Raw genomic sequence first — 17,285 nt, 5'->3', positions numbered from 1 at the left:
TTATGTTGATACGGTTTTTTGATTTTTGCGCAGCATTTTTTGGTTTGCTGCTGCTGTGGCCCATTTTGCTTATCGTCACTATTATTGGCCTGTTTGATACTGGCTCGCCGATTTTTGTGCAAACCCGGATTGGTAAACACAAAAAGTCATTCAGGCTGATTAAATTTCGCACAATGTCGGTCGATACACAATCGGTGGCGAGCCATTTGGCGAGCACAAGTTCCATCACCAAATTAGGTGCTTTTTTACGCAAGACTAAAATTGATGAACTTCCACAACTGATCAATGTGCTTAAAGGTGAGATGAGCTTGGTTGGGCCGCGACCCAATCTTTTTAATCAGGAGGAACTGATCAAAGAGCGGGATGCCTTGGGGGTTTATGAGGTGTTACCTGGGATTACCGGGTTGGCACAGGTACAAAATATCGATATGTCGACCCCTGCTTTGCTTGCAAAAACAGATCGGCAGATGATCGATACCCTCACGTTAACTAGCTACTTTCGTTATATCATTATGACGGCAACCGGCAGTGGCGCGGGCGATGCGATTGGATCGAAATAGTATTGCTCCGAGTTGCTTCACCTTATCTTCCTAACCGTTATTAACGAGATGGTGCCATTATGTTGACCTCTTTCTTGGCTATCCCCCGTGTTTATAAACGGGGGATTAGCGTTTGTGCTGATCTGCTATTGCTAACCTTGGCATTCTGGGGCGGCTATTGGGTGCGGCTGGATGCCAATATTCCATTGCAGAGTGTGCTTCACTGGCAAATGCTTGCATTGTTGCTGCCGATCACCATCGTAATCTTTATGCGGTTGGGGCTTTATCGCGCGGTATTACGCTATGTCGGTTTCAAGGTGTTGTGGACGGTGTCACTCGGTGTTCTTCTCTCAACTATGTCTTTGGTAATGCTGGCGTTTTTTATGGAAGTGCCACTTCCTAGAACTGTATCGCTCATCTATTTTGCTTTTTCAGTGTTGCTGGTCGGTGGTGTGCGGCTTTTTTTCCGGGCGCTGGTACAGCGCAGTGGTCAACAACGGGTTGCGGTGCTGATCTACGGGGCCGGATCTTCCGGGCGGCAATTGCAGTTGGCGTTGAATCAAGGGCAGGAGTATCTGCCGGTGGCGTTTGTCGATGATGATCCCGCTTTGGTGAAAGCCGTAATCCAAGGGGTTAACGTTTACAGTACCGACGCTATCGAGGCGTTGATCGAGCGTTTTGATATTAAAAAGATCCTGTTGGCCATGCCGAGTGCATCGCGCAGCGTCAGGCAAGCGGTGATCAATCGACTGGAACAGTGCCCTTGTGAAGTGCTCTCTATACCTGGTATGGCGGATTTGGTGGAAGGACACGCTCATATCGATGAGCTTAAAGAGGTCAGTATTGAAGATCTGTTAGGGCGTGATGCGGTTGCCCCAATCCCTGAGCTGATCAATGCCAATATCTCTGGCAAGCGGGTGATGGTGACGGGGGCGGGCGGTTCTATCGGTTCTGAATTGTGTCGCCAGATCATCCGTTGCAAGCCCTCGCAACTGGTATTGTTTGAGCTGTCTGAATATGGCTTGTATGCCATAGATAAAGAGTTGCAAGAAATCGGCCAGCAAGAAGGGTTGCAGGTTGAGATAGTACCATTGCTGGGGTCGGTGCAGCGGCAACATCGTTTGCAAGCGGTGATGAGCACCTTCCAGATCCAGACGGTTTACCATGCAGCGGCATACAAGCATGTCCCCTTGGTTGAATACAACGTGGTTGAGGGGGTGCGAAATAATGTGTTTGGTACCCTTTACTGTGCACAGGCCGCTATCAGGGCCAAGGTTGAAACCTTTGTGTTGATTTCAACTGATAAGGCGGTGCGCCCCACTAACACCATGGGCACTACCAAACGATTGGCCGAACTGGTACTGCAATCGTTGGCTGCCGCGCAGCGGCAAACCCGTTTTTGCATGGTGCGTTTTGGTAATGTCCTGGGCTCTTCGGGTTCTGTGGTACCGTTGTTTCGCAAGCAGATTCGCGATGGTGGCCCCTTGACCTTGACTCACCCTGACATCATTCGTTATTTCATGACCATTCCTGAGGCATCGCAATTGGTGATCCAGGCGGGTGCCATGGGGCAAGGTGGAGATGTATTTGTGTTGGACATGGGCGAGCCGGTCAAGATCATTGATTTGGCGCACCGGATGATCCGTTTGAGTGGCCTGAAGCTCAAGAGCGACAAATATCCCGCTGGTGATATTGAAGTTAAGATCACTGGCTTGCGCCCTGGTGAGAAGCTGTTTGAGGAGCTGCTAATTGGTGAGCAGGTTCAGGGCACTGCACATCCTCGGATTATGAAAGCCTCCGAGTTAATGCTGCCATGGCCACAATTGCGGACGTTTTTGGCCGAGCTCGATAGCGCGTGTTTCCGTTTTGATCATGAACAGATCCGTAGCCTGCTGTTAAGTATGCCGACCGGTTTTAATCCCACCGACGGGATCTGCGATCTGGTGTGGCAGGCAAAAAACACTTTGCCGCATGAACCGTGCCTGAGTGTGGTCGAGGACATTGATTTTCTTAATTCAGAGAGTCACCAGCCGATGCATTAAGTAGCGGGTAGAGGGGCGACATGTCGCTCATTCATGACCAGTTTGGGCCGAGGGTATCCTCTGCTCCCATCAGGGACAATGGCATGTCAGTGGACGTCTCCAACAATGTCTTGTCAGTTGGCCAGTGCGCCTTATACAGCAGAGATTCTCGTTTAGATATGTTTAAAATTCTGATTACTGGTGGCGCAGGCTTTATCGGCTCTGCCGTGGTGCGCCATATCATCCGTGATACTCAGGATTCCGTTATCAATCTCGATAAACTCACTTATGCCGGCAATCTGGAATCCTTGGCCGATGTATCGACAAGTGATCGTTATGTGTTTGAGCAAGTGGATATCTGCAACCGCGCCGAGCTGGATCGGGTATTTGCCCTGCACCAGCCGGATGCCGTGATGCACTTGGCTGCCGAGAGCCATGTTGACCGCTCCATCACTGGCCCGGCTGACTTTATCGAGACCAATATCGTCGGCACCTATATGTTACTGGAAGCGGCTCGCGCCTACTGGAACGGTCTGGATGAGGTGCGCAAGGTGGCTTTCCGCTTCCACCATATCTCCACCGACGAGGTGTATGGCGATCTGCCCCATCCGGATGAAGTGGCTGCCGGTCATCCCTTGTGGAATAAGCCATTGCCGCTCTTTACCGAAACTACCCCTTACGCCCCCAGCAGTCCCTATTCTGCCTCCAAGGCCTCCAGCGACCATCTGGTGCGCGCTTGGCGCCGTACTTACGGCCTGCCAACCATCGTCACCAACTGCTCCAATAACTACGGGCCATATCACTTCCCCGAGAAGCTGATCCCGCTGGTGATCCTCAACGCGCTGGATGGCAAGCCGCTGCCGGTCTATGGCAAGGGTGACCAAATTCGTGATTGGCTCTACGTGGAAGACCACGCGCGCGCGCTCTATAAGGTGGTGACCACTGGCTTGGTCGGGGAGACCTACAACATCGGCGGCCACAACGAGAAGCAGAATCTGGACGTGGTGCATACCGTGTGTGATCTGCTTGACGAGATGGTGCCAAAAGCGGGCTCTTACCGTGATCAAATCACCTATGTGGCGGATCGCCCCGGTCACGATCGCCGCTATGCCATCGATGCGACCAAGATGAGCGCCGAGCTGGCTTGGCAACCGCAAGAAACTTTCGAGTCGGGCATTCGCAAAACAGTGCAGTGGTATCTGGATAACCAGCTGTGGGTGAATAACGTCAAGAGCGGTGCTTACCAGTCCTGGATTGAGAAGAACTACGGGGAGCGCGACTGATGCATATTCTGCTGTTTGGCAAAAACGGTCAGGTAGGTTGGGAGCTGCAACGAGCACTTGCGCCACTGGGCCGCATCACCGCCGTTGATTTTGACTCCACTGACTATTGCGGCGATTTCAGCAACCCGGCAGGGGTGGCCGAAACTGTACGTCTGGTCAAGCCGGACGTGATTGTCAATGCGGCAGCTCATACCGCAGTTGACAAGGCGGAGAGCGAGCGGGAGTTTGCCGAGCTGCTCAACGCGACCAGCGTAGCCGCTATCGCCAAAGAAGCGGAAGCATTGGGAGCTTGGTTGGTGCATTACTCTACCGACTATGTGTTCGATGGCAGCGGTGAGCGCCCCTGGGTGGAAACCGATGCGACCGCCCCACTCAACGTCTACGGTGAAACCAAGCTGGTAGGGGAACAGGGCGCAGCCCTCTGTTCGCGTCACCTGATCTTCCGCACCAGCTGGGTCTATGCCGCCCGGGGCGCTAACTTTGCCAAGACCATGCTGCGTTTTGGCAAAGAGCGTAGCGAGATGTCAGTTATCAATGACCAGTTCGGCGCTCCGACCGGTGCCGAGTTGCTGGCCGATTGCACCGCCCATGCGATCCGTGTGGCGCAGAGTAAACCCGAGGTCGCTGGGCTGTACCATCTGATTGCCTCCGGTACCACCACCTGGTTTGACTACGCCCAGCTGGTGTTTGCCAAAGCCAGAGAGGCCGGGGTTGAACTGGCGGTCACGCAACTCAATGCGGTGCCGACCAGCGCCTTCCCGACCCCGGCCAAACGCCCCCATAACTCCCGCCTTGATACCAGTAAATTCCAGCGCACCTTCGATCTGGTGCTGCCGGACTGGACGGTCGGTGTAGAGCGGATGTTGACCGAGATCCTGGGTAAGTAAATCACTGGTCAGGCCCCCCCCCCGGAGTCAAGATTGTTGCCGTTTGCCCTGAACAATATACATGTGATGAGTGGTGGTGCATGAAGGGGGCGATTGGTTAGTCAGGAAAATATCAGTGAGGGGTTGAATCCACCTCATTGATGTGAATAATCAACCGCAAGGTGTTTTAAATGTTGGTGATGTGTTAATGAGGTTTAAGGCTACACAATTAGCAGACGTGATGATATTGATGCCAGAAATATTTTCTGTTCATCGTGGTGATTTTCGTGAGTCTTTTCGCCAGGAAGAGTTTGAACATTATTGTGGGCATTATTCTTTTGTTCAGGATAATTTGAGCCGTTCAGTTGGGGGTACCTTGCGAGGATTGCATTACCAATGCTCACATCCTCAAGGTAAATTAATACAGGTGACCACTGGCCAAATTTTTTATGTGGCAGTAGATATTCGCCCTGCATCATCGACCTATGGTCGTTGGGTGGGCCATATACTGGATGCAGTGCGAGGTGAACTTATGTGGAGCCCTCCCGGTTTTGCCCATGGCTTTTATGTGTTAAGCGAGACTACAGATGTATTTTATAAATGTACAGATTATTATCATCCCGATGATGAAGCAGTAATTCGATGGGATAGTCCTGATTTGGCGATTCAGTGGCCATTATCTGAACAGCGACCCTTATTGCTATCGGATAAAGTTCGCCTGGCCCCCTGCTTTGTTGCGGTACTTTAAGAGTGCTCCAGTCGTAACATTTTTAATATCGATAACAAGAGAGAGATATGAGCGATAAAACGCCAGTTATTCCAAATCAGTTGGTACATATACCTGCATCAGACGAGATCGATCTGCGAGAGCTGCTGCTTGTGCTGTGGCGTCAAAAAGTACTTATATTGTTGGTGACCGGTGCGTTTGCTGTCGCGGGTATTGTTTATGCCACGGTTGCGCGCCAGGTATGGACCAGTCAGGCGGTGATTTCTGAACCATCAGTGTCCCAGGTTGAGGCCTTACAGCTAGCTGTAGATAAATTACAAGCAATCATGTCCAGCAATAGCTCTCCTCTGACGACAGCTGAATTTTCATCGCTTGAGCAACCTGCTATTTTCCAGAGCTTTATCTCAGCCTTTAACAGTATGAATAATAAGCGGGATTTTTTGATTCGAGAAGGTATCTATGCCGCAGAAATGGAAAAATTTGAGATCTCTGATAAGCGCGATGGCCGTGCGCTAATGAGCAAGTTAGCTGAGTCAGTATCAGCCAAGATTCAGGATAAAACCAGTCAAGAGATGACGTTAAGTTTTTCTGCTGAAACGCCTGAACTTGCTCTGCAGCGACTAGAGAAATATATAGACTTTGTCCAGCAGCAGCAACTCAAAAGCAAAAGTGCAGAGTTACAATCCATATGGCAAAATAGAATAAAAGCGCTGACTGCACAATATTACAGTGCCAAAGCTGATACATTGCTGAAAAGGCAGGAAGAGCTTCAGCGGGTTGGATATAGTTTGCGTATCAGTAAGGCGGCTGGAGTTGATGCTCCTCTTGAACGAATTGATAGCCAAGAGGTTTTCAATATTCAGTTAGGGACGAAAGGCCTTGCGGAAAAATTGAAAATATTGAATGAAATTAAAGATCCTGAACTTCTTAATCCTGAATTAGGAAGTATTCGTCTGCAATTAAGTAGTTTGAAAGCATTGAAACTTAAAAATGCTGACTTTCAGTCTTTTAATATGATCGATTCACCGGAAGAACCGTTTACCCGTGATAAGCCCCAACGCCCACTAATTGTTGTACTGGCTACCCTGCTGGGGGGCATGTTGGGTGTTGCGATTGTGCTAGTACGGCATGCCTTTCATCGATCAGAAGGGGTGTGATGTTTTTGTTTGAGCATAGCGTTTGAATGCTATTCACTTGGATATGACTTCGTTAGTGCTTAATGCTACCATGCAGCCGTTTTTGCTCATGGTTATCATGGTGTTTATTTTTTATGGGTATTGGGTGGAATAACTAGAATGAAACAAAAGGGATTGCTTCTCTCACTGGCTTTGATGGGCTTGCCGCTTATGGCTGCGCCACAAATCACTCCCGAGATGATGGCCAAATTTAAACAATTATCTCCTGCCCAGCAGCAGGCGCTGGCTGCTCAGTATGGTATCGACCCATCCCAATTGGGAGGAAGTAACAAGCAAAGCAGTGTTACTCCGGTCAATACTGCGCCTGTGGCTGCTCCACGTGAAGTGGATTACAGCCAAGAGTCTCAGCGGCCTTTGGTCGCTGGTGTAGCGCAAGAGGGGGCATTACAGCCTTTTGGTTATAGCGTTTTTGCCGGGGAACCTCTGACAGATACGCCCGTGGTGGATATGCCGGTTGCAGACGATTATGTGATGGGTCCGGGTGACGAAATCCGGGTTCAGCTCTATGGCAAGGAGAATGCGAGTTATACCTTGGCGATTGGCCGTGAGGGATTTATCGATTTCCCTTCCCTTGGCCCTATTGCAGCCAGTGGCCAGACTTTCCAGCAACTACGCAGTGAACTGGAAAACCGGATCAAAGAGCAAAAAATTGGTGTAGAAGCGTTTATCAGTTTTGGCGCTCTACGTACCATGCAAGTTTTTGTGATGGGCGATGCCTATCGCCCCGGCGCCTATAACGTCAATGGGATGGCCACCGTGACCCAGGCTCTGCAGGCTGCGGGTGGTATCGATACTGTGGGGTCGCTGCGCAAGATCCAGGTCAAGCGTGCAGGGCAAAAAGTGATCGATGTCGACCTCTACAAAATGTTGGTCTGGGGCGACACCAGCCAGGATATCCGTCTGCGCTCCGGTGATACGGTGTTTATCCCTGCTAAAGGCAGTGAAGTGAGTATCGATGGTTTGGTTAAACGCCCCGCTATTTATGAATTGAGTGGTCCCGCAGCCCTGGTTAATGTGCTTGGGTTGGCGGGCGGCATGAAGGCCGCTGCACTCAAAGAGGTTTCGGTGACCCGTTATGGTGAAACCGGGATGCGGGTATTTAACCTGAACTTGTCAAATCAGCATGATCATCAGTTTGTCGTGCGTGATGGTGACAAGGTCACGGTCAAGCCGAGCAGCACCGAATATAGCCAGGCGATTGTGGTAAAAGGTGCCGTAGTTCGTGAAGGTGTCTTCAGCTTTCAGCCGGGAATGCGGATCAGTCGTGTGTTGCAAAGTGCCGACCGCGATCTGACATCGGTCACTGACCTGAATTATGCCCTGGTTGTGCGTGAGGTGGATGCGCAACGTAATATTGAGGTGCTGCAATTCAATCTGGGCCGTGTGCTGCAAATGCCGGGAGGTGAAGATGACATTCGTTTGCAGCCGCGGGATCAGGTGCTTATTTTTAGCAATGATGCAACGGACCGGCTGAAGCAGCTGGCGAGCTCTCAGAGTTCTTCGACAAGTATCGACAATCAGGCTAACAAACGCATTGAGCAGCAAGCCAATGCGGTAGACGACAGTACTGGTGCTGATGTTAGCCGTGCTCAGCTGGCTAAAGAAGATAAGATGACTTTGGCTAGTGTATCTAACACGACGAAGACTGCGGCGATGGTTGGGGCCTCTCGTCAAGCTTTGCTCACTCCGGTTATTGAGCGTTTGAAAGCACAAGCAGCACAAGGTAAACCGGTACAGATTGCTGAAGTTCGCGGTGAGGTTAAATATCCGGGGGTCTATCCCTTGACGCCTTATAGTCGAACTCATGATTTAATCATGGCTGCGGGCGGGTTTAACGAACAGGCGAATGTGATTGAGTTATCTCGCGTGAGTGAGCGAGGGAACGATATTGCAATTGAAAATCAGCGTCTGGATTTGGCAACTGCAAATCGGGTAACCGGTTCGCCATTGGTGCAATCAAAAGACAGCTTGAACGTGTTGCCTCATCCTCAGTGGCGTGAAGAAGCTACCGTACAGGTGTTTGGCGAGGTGAAGTATCCGGGAACCTATACGGTTCGTCGTGGAGAAAGTTTGCAGGATTTGATCCTGCGTGTCGGTGGTATTACCCCCTATGCCAATCCGAATGGTGCTGTCTTTGCCCGTGAAGCTCTGCGTAAACAGGAAGCAGAACGAATCGCGTTGCTGCGTGATGAGCTAAAGCAAGAGATCGCGACGATGACACTGCGTCGTCAATCTAGTATCGCTAACTACAACAGCTCGCCTGCAGAGGCGATGACGGTGGTTAATCAGCTGGAAAACAGCAAGGCTGTCGGTCGCATGACCATCGATATGCCGGCGGTTTTGTCTGGAGACAAGCAGGCTGACGTGATGCTGCAAGATGGCGACAAGCTTTATGTGCCTGCGTTACAAAATGTGGTCTCTATTCAGGGGATGGTGCAATTCCCCTCTTCCCATGTCTACGATGGTAACCTGAGTGTCAATGATTACCTGAGTCGTGCCGGGGGAACCAAGAAGCAGGCTGATACCGACCGTATCTACGTGATCAAGGCCAATGGTAGCGTGATGCTGCCAGGTGATAGCTGGTTTGGTGGTCGCAAGAGCCTAGAGCCGGGTGATACCATTGTGGTACCTGTTGATTCTGATTATCTGGATAACCTGAGCATCATGACTTCAGCAACCCAGATCCTCTATCAACTGGGTGTCGCGTGGAGTGCAATCAAGTAAAGTAATGGTATCGTTTATTTGGTCACCCATTCACAGTCAGGTGGTGAAGGCCACCTGACTCTTCTGAGATCCGGTTTGTTATGGCGCAACTAAAAGAATACCCTCCTTTAACCTTGGCAATGAACGGAGGGAAGGAAGATGAAATCGATTTGCGTGAATTATTCGCGGCGCTTTGGCGTGGTAAGTGGTGGATAGTCGCCAGTACCTTGTTGGTGGCGGTAATAGCTGTCATTTTTGCACTATCACTGCCAAATATTTATCGTTCAGAGGCTTTGCTCGCCCCCTCTACGGAGCAGCAAGGAGGTGGACTTGCCGCCATGGCTGCCCAGTTTGGTGGTCTTGCTAGCTTGGCTGGTGTAAATCTCAGTGGTGGCGGCGGTCCGGACAAGACTGCTATTGCGGTCGAAATTGGGAAATCCCGCCAATTCTTAAGTCACTTTATCCGCCAACACCAGCTGGAAGTGCCGTTGATGGCTGTTGCCAAAGCAGACAAGGCGACCGGTGAATTGGTGATTGATGAAGATGTCTACGATGTCGCCAGCAAAAAGTGGGTGCGTGAAATACCTCCTGGCAAGTCCGTTGAACCAACAGATTGGGAGCTGGTTAAGGCATTTCGCGGTATTGCCAGTATCAGTCATGATGCCAAATCAGGGTTGGTTACGGTCGCGGTCGAGTACTACTCCCCCGAGTCTGCGAAGCAATGGGTTGACTGGTTGGTGGCTGATCTCAATGAGGCCATGAAGCTGCGTGATCAAACTGATGCGACACGTAACATTGCCTATCTCAAAACACAGCTTGAGAAAACCCCAGTTGCAGATATGCAGAAGGTGTTCTATCAACTGATCGAGGATCAGACCAAAACCTTGATGTTGACGGAAGTGAATCAAGAGTACGTTTTTAAAACTCTTGATCCTGCCGTGGTTGCTGAGGAAAAAGCGAAACCCAAACGGGCGTTGATCGCCGTATTGGGGACGCTGCTTGGCGGCATGTTAGGCGTTATGATTGTGCTGGTACGCCATGCAATCGGTCGTCCACCTCGTCACTGATGAGAGGGCTCATCTGAGCGACTCACTCTGGTCAATTGGTCTGTTTCAAGATATCCTGTTAGTACTCTAAGTCATGTTTAAATAAGGAAATTAGTAATGAAAAAATCAGTGTTGACTCTAGCTGCTTTGTTGGTTCTCTCTTCAAATGCATTTGCAGCTGAAGAAGTTACAGGTGCTGCTGCTGGTTCCACTGGCGTAGCAGGTACTGCCGCTGTAGGTACCACCACTCTGGTTGCTGTGGGCGTCGGTGCTGCCGCACTGGCGGCAGTTGTTGTTGCTAATGCCAATGACGACTCCACCAGTACCAGCACTAACACAACAACTGCTACTAAATAAGTTGTTTGATATTGTAATAAGGCTGCCACATTGGCAGCCTTATTTTTGTCGCTTTGCAATTATTTTCCCATTCCACTGAGTAACCCATCTATGTTTTCTCTTCGTTTTTTTATGTCTTTGGGGTTATTACTCTTGAGTGGCTGTTCCGCCACCAGTTCAGATACCTATGCAACTCTCCGCTATGCCCTTTTGGGAGTGGATAATGTGGAGGTGACGACTGAAAAAGTGCGTGAATTGCCTTATGCGAGCGCCTATCTGCGAGTGGGTGATAATCCACAGGCATTGGTAGTGCTTGCGTTTGCAGATCCTGATGGTTCATTGAGCTGGGTGAGTTCTGATAATAAGCTTTTTGTTACCAAATCAGGTCGACTGTACAAGACGGTGGGTTTGGAAAATGATCTCTATTTAGTGGCATCATCTTGGCCTGATCCATTGCAAAAAATGGCAAATGCACCTGATGAGGTTTTTAATCCCGATACTATGCGTTGGCAGTATAATGCCGAATGGGAAAAAGACTATGTGAGTGGATATAACATGCAGGCTAAGTTTATATCCGCAGTGCCGGAAAAGTTGTTAATCCTTGATAAATTACATGATGTTATGTTGGTTGACGAGTTGGTCAGTTTCGGACTGAGTCAGAACTCTTGGCATAACTACTATTGGTTTGAGCGCAGTACGGGCAGAATCTTAAAAAGCCAGCAGCAATTGGGGCCGGACTTACCGGTGATTGAAATGACAATATTAAAGCCGTACGCATTATGAAAAGATACCTGATGATCGGTCTCATACCATTTTTTGCTTTGGCTCAAGCTGATGTAGACGTGATTTTTGAACGTCATTCTACAGTAAAGATTGAGTTTCACGATGGAGCCAGACTTGCAGACCTGTTATTTAATGTTAAATTGCCTAAGGATATATATTGGCGTACTGCACAAATAGCTAATGAAAAGACAATCACAGCGTTCCAGACGACTAAAGAGAATTTGCTCAAGGATCTTAAAGCACTCCAGGTATTTTGGATGCGAGAGGGTGACAAAGGCGCATTGATCCAGTCAACTCAGCAGTTACTACAAGAGCTGGACAAAGTTCCTGTCAGTGGCCGTTTGTCAATCGCATTAGACCCAGCGAAGTCCAGAATTGATCCGAATGGTAATCCACTGTTAAAAGGACAGTACACCCTCTTTGTTGCTTCAAGACCCGACTTTATCTACTTCGTAGGACTGATTAACGGTCGCAGTAAACAGCCTCTTCAATCTGGAGCTAGTTTGGCAAGCTATTGGCAGGATTACCACTTGTTGGCAGGCGCTGCGCAGAATGAAGCATTCCTGATCCAGCCTGACGGATCTATTAGTCGCGTTCCTGTGGCGAATTGGAACAAACTGCATCGTGAACCTATGGCGGGTGCCACGCTCTTTGTCGGTTTTGATCCCCAGCTCCTTCCTGAGCAGTATAGAGATATCAACATTCGTATTACCAATCTGCTTGCTAATCGAGTACCAGAATGATGTTGCCTAAATTGAAATATATTGCGATCTTTGTTTCAGGGGCTGTTTGTGCTGCAGAGTCTGTTATTGATCCTTATGGTCCCTCACAGGGTGATTTCGGTGGGGGGGGCTGCTTCAAATGCCTACCGCGCGAATGGCCAAAGAAGGTGAATTCAGTGCCAACTATGTTGATAATGACCAATATCGTAGATGGTCTATCTCCGCGCAGCCGTTTGATTGGTTTGAAGCGACACTAAGATACACAGACGTAAGAACAAAAAAATATAGTCCGTACGAAGAGTTTAGTGGTGATCAAACCTATAAAGACAAAGGAATGGATTTCAAGTTCCGTCTTTGGCAAGAATCTAACTATCTGCCACAGGTTTCTGTGGGATTTAGAGATTTAATGGGGACCGGTCTCTTTGACAGTGAGTTTGTGACGGCTAGCAAACGCTATGGTCCATTTGATTTTACTATCGGTATTGGCTGGGGAAATATGGCCGAAAGTGGTAATGTTAAAAACCCATTTTGTGAGTATAAAGATAGCTGGTGTCAAAGAAATAATAGCTTCTCCGGTAATGGTGGTAAGTTTGAGTTTGATAGCTTGTTTCATGGGCCAGCAGCACTCTTCGGTGGTGTTGAGTATCAAACACCATGGCAACCACTTAGGTTGAAGTTGGAATATGATGGCAATGATTATAGCAAAGAGTTTGCTGGCCATATATCTCAAAATTCACCTTGGAATATAGGGGCTGTGTACCGCGTTTTCGATAATCTGGATAGTCATATTAGCTGGCAGAGAGGAAACACCTTGATGTGGGGGGTGACTTTTCGGACTAACTTTAATGATATGAAACCAGCTCATATTGACCAGCCGAGACCCATTTATCAGCCTGGCCAAGTTCCAGCCATCATGACGGACGTGAAGTGGCAAGCGCTAACCGCTGATTTGAAAGATAATGCTGGTTGGCAAGATACTGAGTTTTACACAACTAGCAATACTGTGACTGTCATCGGTACGCAGAGCAAGTATCGCGATGAGAGTGAGGCGATGAAGAGAGCCTCTTTGTTAGCCGCAAATTATTTGCCTGGTACGGTCGATGAACTGAATGTCGTTGAACGTAAGGCGAATTTCCAGTTACAAGAGACCCGCATCGATCTCCCATCTGTTCGTCGTGCAAATGTGGTACAGGTATTGGGAGACGAACAGCATGAAAAATCGACGGTGCAGGCTGCAGGAAAAATTCAGGGGAAACCCATCTATGCCTCTGAGCGCAAAGCTTTTTCATACTCTTTTGATCCAGATCTGACGCAATCATTTGGTGGTGCAGAGTCTTTCTATATGTATCAGTTAGGCATTAATGCCAATGCTGATTGGCGTATAAATGAAAACAACAGCTTGCAGGGTACGCTGTTTGTCAATCTGGCGAATAACTACGATGAGTTTAATTATAAAGCCCCTCCTCCAGATGGCGCGGCCTTACCACGAGTTCGGACGTGGATTCGTGAGTATGTAGATTCCTCAGATGTATTACTCAACAACTTGCAGTTAACCCATATGCAACCACTTTCTCAAGATTGGTACGGGTAAGTTTATGGGGGATATTTGGAGATGATGTATGCAGGCGTGGGGAGTGAGGTACTCTATCGTCCATATGGTAAGGCTTGGGCCATTGGCGTTGATGCCAACTGGGTGAAACAGCGAGACTGGAACAACACCCTGAAAATGGCTGATTACGATGTGATGACCGGACATGTTACTGCTTATTGGCAGTTACCATTCATGAGTAATGTCACAGCCAAAGTCGCCGTTGGTCAGTATTTAGCTGGTGACAAAGGCGCTACATTCGACTTCTCCAAACGGTTTGATTCGGGCGTTATCTTGGGGGGATATGCAACATTTACAGATGTCTCTGCGGACGAGTATGGTGAAGGTAGTTTTACTAAAGGAATTTATGTCACGATACCTTTTGATTTGATGCTGCTCAAACCAACAACCGCGAAAGGAAGTATTGGGTGGGTTCCTTTGACACGGGATGGAGGCCAGATGTTGAGCCGCAAGAGTGGTCTTTACGGTTTGACAGAGTTGCAGTAATCGAAAGTTGCCATAAGGCCGATCTTTCTTCATAAAACAGAGCGAGCAGTTGTAAACTGCTCGCTCTTTTATTATCTACCCAAGAAATATGGCAATCTGAAGAAATTATGCTAGGAATGCATGATGATTAAAAACATAAATGGTGTGTTTGGCGTACTCTTTATCGCTTATTGGTTGTTCGGTATGCACTTTTTTATGCACAATCCAGGTGGTGCTGGGCTCTATCTGCCCTTTAATGCGTGGGGATGGATTTTCGCCAGTCTGGCTATCGGGTTGGGATTGTGGAAGGTGACGTTACGCCAGCGTCTGGTTTTTTCTCCATTGCAGGCTGGCTTATGGATAGGGGCACTCTTGCTGCTGCTCCCGATGCTCTATCCAGGATTTGTACTCAAGGATTATGCCATTCCCCGATTACTGGGGCTTTTTGCTGGTCTGCTGTTTTTGTTTGGGCTCTATCAATGGCGCTTTAATCGGCAGCAGCGTGATCGCTTGCTCTATCTCATCCTGATTGCGATCGCGATGGAGGCGGTATTGGGTCTGGTGCAATTCTATCTGTTGACGCCAGGTAACTGGATTGGCTATGACACCAAAGCCAATCGCCCTTACGGGATCTTTCAACAGCCGAATGTGATGGCTACTTTTATGGCGACCGGGATTGCCCTTGCCATCTGGCTGGAGCTACGTAGAGAAGCTGGTCGCTTACTGATGGCTCTGCGTTATGGCGTCATTCTATCTGCATCACTGTTGCTGGTTGTTTTGCAATCCCGAGTGGGGCAATTAGGCGGCCTGATAGCCCTGTTCTTACTGATGCCTCAGCTTTATCGACAACGGCTGCTATGGCGTATATTGGGTCTGGTTATCCTTGCTGTAGCTATTGGCCTGTTATCACAATATTGGATGGCTGGAGCAAAGCGCGGATTAGAGATCTATCAGTCCGGTGGTATGCGCTCTATTTACTGGCCTTATGCGGCAAAACTGATTGCACAGGCTCCCTGGAGTGGTTGGGGATACGGCAGTTTTGAATCTGTTTTTCTCCATCACTACATGGCTGATAAAGCGCTGAATCCATCTATGGTGCAGATTGAGTACAATCTTGACCACCCCCACAACGAGTTTCTCTATTGGGCTGTTGAGGGGGGCATTGCACCTATGATCGGCATGGTGATCATGGGCGGCGCATTATTATGGCGTCTGGCGAGTGTCCGTTGGGTAAATGCCATGGGGCTGCTTGCCCTAGTGACACCGATATTGCTCCATACCCAGACGGAATATCCTCTTTACCATGCAATCGTGTTGTGGTGGTTGTTGCTGACGCTGATTTATATCATCGATACCGAAATTGAAGAGACCAGATTGGCGAGCCGTGCTTGCTCATCATGGTGGGATATGGCGTGCCGCCCCTGGTTGTTGCTGCGATTTATGGCGATCGCGATCCCGCTGTTGGTGGTCCCCTTTATGCTCACTGCAATTCACACCGCCTGGGTAGTCACCAAGTATGAAAGAGGTGGGTATAAAGAGCCGACCTTGCTACTCGATATTGTCAATCCCATGGCTTGGTTGACCCGAGTCGAGTTTGATGTGAACTCGGTTCGTCTAATGGTGGGTTTGCAGACAAGTAACAAGGCTGAACTGGAAGCTTATCTGGAGTGGGGGCAGGCATTCGTACGCCATACACCACGTGCCAACATATACGCCAATATGGTGATAGCACTTAATGCATTGGGTCGTACGGAGGAAGCCAATGCGATGCGAGCAGCAGCACTTAAGCTCTATCCATCCGAGCCCATTTTGACTGGGTCGGCTGCAACGGCAGTGATTACCGGGGTTGATCAATCAGGCAAGAATATAACCAAAAATAAATAGTGCTATTTGACTACGTAGAAAGCCAGCCCTTCACAAAGGCTGGCGTTTTATTGCTTGCCTTCTGGATTACCGGCATCTGAACAGCTTGTTTTCTGGTACATACATCTACAAAACTGGTTATGAAATACATACATTGAAAAGTCACAGTGTGATTGCAAGGTTATGATTTATATATGGTTATCTGTTTTTAATTGATGGTTTTGCATACATTGATGGTCAATTGGGACATACTCCTCGTCATCGGGTGAACTGTGTGGGATCCTGGTTTGCTCATGGCTAAACGGAGAGTCGCAGGCTTACCAAATGATGCTGAGCATATGGTAGAAATGAGCGCTCAAGGCTTATATAACAGGTCACAGAGTCAGTCTGTTGGATACTGAACTGGAAATTAATGAGTCTTGAAATACCGACTTTTCTTGTGCACAACATGGTAATCAACCTACAACCTCAAAGATCTGCATTTCAGCTTGTTTGTTATTGATAGTGACGCGCACTCGATCTCAATGGTGAAAATTAAGAAAAAAAGAACGTTAATATAGAAAAACTGTATGTTGTCGAGAATTGTCCATGCTATTCTGAAACGGTTATCCCTGTAACCGACTTTTTTGTGAGGAAATAATGAACGAGTTTCTGAAAGTTCTGCTGAACATTCGCAGTCTGCGCGCCGCTATTCGTGAGCTGCCGTTTGAGCAACTGCTGGAAGCTAAAGAGAAGTTTGACCTGGTTTATCAAGAGCGCGCTGCTTCTGTTGAACAGGACCGAGCTGAACAGGAAGAGCGTCAGCGCAAGCTGAATGAATTTACCGAAATGCTGCAGCAGGCGGGTATTGATCCTCGCGAGCTGCTGGCTAGCGCTGCTGCCCCCGCTGCTTCTGCCGGTGCTGCCAAGAGCAAGCGTGCTCCGCGTCCGGCCAAATATCAGTATGAAGAAGACGGTCAAATGAAAACTTGGACCGGTCAAGGCCGTATGCCGAAAGCCATTGCTGCTCAAGTAGCTCTGGGTAAAGACCTGAACGATTTCCTGATCTAATTCGTCAGGTTCAGAGATTGAATAATGCCGCCCAAGGGCGGCATTATTTTTTGCCGTTTTGCTCGCGTTATCCAAT

14 protein-coding genes and 1 pseudogene are annotated in these 17,285 nt (G+C 48.8%); all 15 read left to right on the top strand.

Annotated elements, in window-relative coordinates:
* Nucleotides 1-2 precede the first annotated feature (2 nt).
* The 15 genes and pseudogenes from CK911_RS10450 (at nucleotide 3) to CK911_RS10385 (ending at nucleotide 17,209) form a co-directional block, all read left to right on the top strand.
* On the top strand, nucleotides 3-560 hold the full coding sequence (locus CK911_RS10450) for a sugar transferase (protein WP_098969881.1): 558 nt from the start codon (nucleotides 3-5) through the stop codon (nucleotides 558-560).
* Nucleotides 561-619: 59 nt separating this feature from the next.
* The gene (locus tag CK911_RS10445) at nucleotides 620-2,581 is read left to right on the top strand and encodes a nucleoside-diphosphate sugar epimerase/dehydratase (protein ID WP_098969880.1); all 1,962 of its coding nucleotides are present in this window, start codon (nucleotides 620-622) and stop codon (nucleotides 2,579-2,581) included.
* 158 nt (nucleotides 2,582-2,739) lie between these two features.
* Nucleotides 2,740-3,843: a dTDP-glucose 4,6-dehydratase gene (gene rfbB, locus CK911_RS10440; RefSeq protein ID WP_098969879.1), complete on the top strand. Its 1,104-nt coding sequence runs from the start codon at nucleotides 2,740-2,742 to the stop codon at nucleotides 3,841-3,843.
* Nucleotides 3,843-4,730 (top strand): dTDP-4-dehydrorhamnose reductase, encoded by an 888-nt coding sequence (gene rfbD / locus CK911_RS10435; protein WP_098969878.1) that lies wholly within the window; start codon nucleotides 3,843-3,845, stop codon nucleotides 4,728-4,730. The genes rfbB and rfbD overlap by 1 nt, the downstream gene beginning before the upstream one ends.
* Nucleotides 4,731-4,872: 142 nt before the next feature.
* Entirely contained in the window at nucleotides 4,873-5,457 is a 585-nt protein-coding gene (gene rfbC, locus CK911_RS10430) for a dTDP-4-dehydrorhamnose 3,5-epimerase (RefSeq protein WP_253860319.1), read from the top strand.
* Nucleotides 5,458-5,504: 47 nt separating this feature from the next.
* On the top strand, nucleotides 5,505-6,593 hold the full coding sequence (locus CK911_RS10425; protein ID WP_098969876.1) for an LPS O-antigen chain length determinant protein WzzB: 1,089 nt from the start codon (nucleotides 5,505-5,507) through the stop codon (nucleotides 6,591-6,593).
* A 138-nt stretch (nucleotides 6,594-6,731) separates the two neighbouring features.
* On the top strand, nucleotides 6,732-9,356 hold the full coding sequence (locus CK911_RS10420) for an SLBB domain-containing protein (protein ID WP_098969875.1): 2,625 nt from the start codon (nucleotides 6,732-6,734) through the stop codon (nucleotides 9,354-9,356).
* Nucleotides 9,357-9,436: 80 nt separating this feature from the next.
* The gene (locus CK911_RS10415; RefSeq protein WP_098969874.1) at nucleotides 9,437-10,402 is read left to right on the top strand and encodes a Wzz/FepE/Etk N-terminal domain-containing protein; all 966 of its coding nucleotides are present in this window, start codon (nucleotides 9,437-9,439) and stop codon (nucleotides 10,400-10,402) included.
* Nucleotides 10,403-10,498: 96 nt separating this feature from the next.
* Nucleotides 10,499-10,738, top strand: a complete 240-nt coding sequence (gene yjbE / locus CK911_RS10410) for an exopolysaccharide production protein YjbE (protein WP_098969873.1) — start codon at nucleotides 10,499-10,501, stop codon at nucleotides 10,736-10,738.
* A gap of 90 nt (nucleotides 10,739-10,828) precedes the next feature.
* Nucleotides 10,829-11,500, top strand: a complete 672-nt coding sequence (locus tag CK911_RS10405; protein WP_098969872.1) for a YjbF family lipoprotein — start codon at nucleotides 10,829-10,831, stop codon at nucleotides 11,498-11,500.
* Nucleotides 11,501-11,511: 11 nt separating this feature from the next.
* Entirely contained in the window at nucleotides 11,512-12,243 is a 732-nt protein-coding gene (locus CK911_RS10400) for a capsule biosynthesis GfcC family protein (protein ID WP_157774553.1), read from the top strand.
* A 1,131-nt stretch (nucleotides 12,244-13,374) separates the two neighbouring features.
* Nucleotides 13,375-13,437, top strand: a pseudogene (locus tag CK911_RS21660) (hypothetical protein); the annotation flags it as partial.
* 397 nt (nucleotides 13,438-13,834) lie between these two features.
* The gene (locus CK911_RS21655) at nucleotides 13,835-14,317 is read left to right on the top strand and encodes a YjbH domain-containing protein (protein ID WP_367576388.1); all 483 of its coding nucleotides are present in this window, start codon (nucleotides 13,835-13,837) and stop codon (nucleotides 14,315-14,317) included.
* Between the two features lie 123 nt (nucleotides 14,318-14,440).
* Entirely contained in the window at nucleotides 14,441-16,180 is a 1,740-nt protein-coding gene (locus CK911_RS10390; protein ID WP_098969870.1) for a PglL family O-oligosaccharyltransferase, read from the top strand.
* 618 nt (nucleotides 16,181-16,798) lie between these two features.
* Nucleotides 16,799-17,209, top strand: a complete 411-nt coding sequence (locus CK911_RS10385; RefSeq protein WP_042018649.1) for an H-NS family nucleoid-associated regulatory protein — start codon at nucleotides 16,799-16,801, stop codon at nucleotides 17,207-17,209.
* The last annotated feature ends 76 nt before the right edge of the window (nucleotides 17,210-17,285 follow it).

Source organism: Aeromonas sp. CU5, from assembly GCF_002586745.1.
Taxonomy (GTDB): Bacteria; Pseudomonadota; Gammaproteobacteria; order Enterobacterales; family Aeromonadaceae; genus Aeromonas; species Aeromonas sobria.
This window is presented reverse-complemented; position numbering and strand designations above follow the sequence as displayed.

What these genes read in the sequence shown, in the direction of transcription:
- CK911_RS10390 (WP_098969870.1), top strand. Translation starts at nt 14,441, where the DNA reads ATGATTAAAAACATAAATGGTGTGTTTGGCGTACTCTTTATCGCTTAT.
- CK911_RS10445 (WP_098969880.1), top strand. Translation starts at nt 620, where the DNA reads ATGTTGACCTCTTTCTTGGCTATCCCCCGTGTTTATAAACGGGGGATT.
- CK911_RS10425 (WP_098969876.1), top strand. Translation starts at nt 5,505, where the DNA reads ATGAGCGATAAAACGCCAGTTATTCCAAATCAGTTGGTACATATACCT.
- CK911_RS10420 (WP_098969875.1), top strand. Translation starts at nt 6,732, where the DNA reads ATGAAACAAAAGGGATTGCTTCTCTCACTGGCTTTGATGGGCTTGCCG.
- CK911_RS10415 (WP_098969874.1), top strand. Translation starts at nt 9,437, where the DNA reads ATGGCGCAACTAAAAGAATACCCTCCTTTAACCTTGGCAATGAACGGA.
- rfbD (WP_098969878.1), top strand. Translation starts at nt 3,843, where the DNA reads ATGCATATTCTGCTGTTTGGCAAAAACGGTCAGGTAGGTTGGGAGCTG.
- yjbE (WP_098969873.1), top strand. Translation starts at nt 10,499, where the DNA reads ATGAAAAAATCAGTGTTGACTCTAGCTGCTTTGTTGGTTCTCTCTTCA.
- CK911_RS10400 (WP_157774553.1), top strand. Translation starts at nt 11,512, where the DNA reads ATGATCGGTCTCATACCATTTTTTGCTTTGGCTCAAGCTGATGTAGAC.
- rfbB (WP_098969879.1), top strand. Translation starts at nt 2,740, where the DNA reads ATGTTTAAAATTCTGATTACTGGTGGCGCAGGCTTTATCGGCTCTGCC.
- CK911_RS21655 (WP_367576388.1), top strand. Translation starts at nt 13,835, where the DNA reads ATGATGTATGCAGGCGTGGGGAGTGAGGTACTCTATCGTCCATATGGT.
- CK911_RS10385 (WP_042018649.1), top strand. Translation starts at nt 16,799, where the DNA reads ATGAACGAGTTTCTGAAAGTTCTGCTGAACATTCGCAGTCTGCGCGCC.
- CK911_RS10450 (WP_098969881.1), top strand. Translation starts at nt 3, where the DNA reads ATGTTGATACGGTTTTTTGATTTTTGCGCAGCATTTTTTGGTTTGCTG.
- CK911_RS10405 (WP_098969872.1), top strand. Translation starts at nt 10,829, where the DNA reads ATGTTTTCTCTTCGTTTTTTTATGTCTTTGGGGTTATTACTCTTGAGT.